Origin of the sequence: Nonomuraea sp. NPDC048916, from assembly GCF_040649575.1 — a bacterium.
In the GTDB taxonomy this organism is placed as follows: domain Bacteria; phylum Actinomycetota; class Actinomycetes; order Streptosporangiales; family Streptosporangiaceae; genus Nonomuraea.
Map to the genome: position 1 here is coordinate 1 of NZ_JBEZFS010000309.1, position 365 is coordinate 365.

1 protein-coding gene is annotated in these 365 nt (G+C 71.2%); it reads left to right on the forward strand.

Features of this window, described 5'->3' with window-relative positions:
• The coding region (locus AB0C16_RS40995) for an NADP-dependent isocitrate dehydrogenase (RefSeq protein WP_357691628.1) at nt 1-363 on the forward strand (363 nt) is incomplete at its 5' end.
• Between the last annotated feature and the right edge of the window lie 2 nt (nt 364-365).

Genomic DNA, 365 nt, shown 5'->3' on the forward strand with positions numbered 1-365 from the left:
GACAACGCGCGGGCCCAGGTCCTCGCCGACACCCTGGACCGGGCGACGGGCACCTTCCTCAACGAGGACAAGTCCCCGAGCCGTCGCCTCGGCGGCATCGACAACCGCGGCAGCCACTTCTACCTGGCCCTCTACTGGGCCCAGGAGCTGGCGCAGCAGACCGACGACGCCAAGCTCGCCGAGGCGTTCGCCCCGCTCGCCAAGACCCTGGCCGAGCAGGAGGAGACCATCGTCGCCGAGCTGATCGCGGTGCAGGGCTCCCCGGCCGAGATCGGCGGCTACTTCCAGCCCGACCCGGCCAAGGCCGAGGCGGTCATGCGCCCGTCCGCCACGTTCAATCAGGCCATCGCCACCCTTGGCTGACC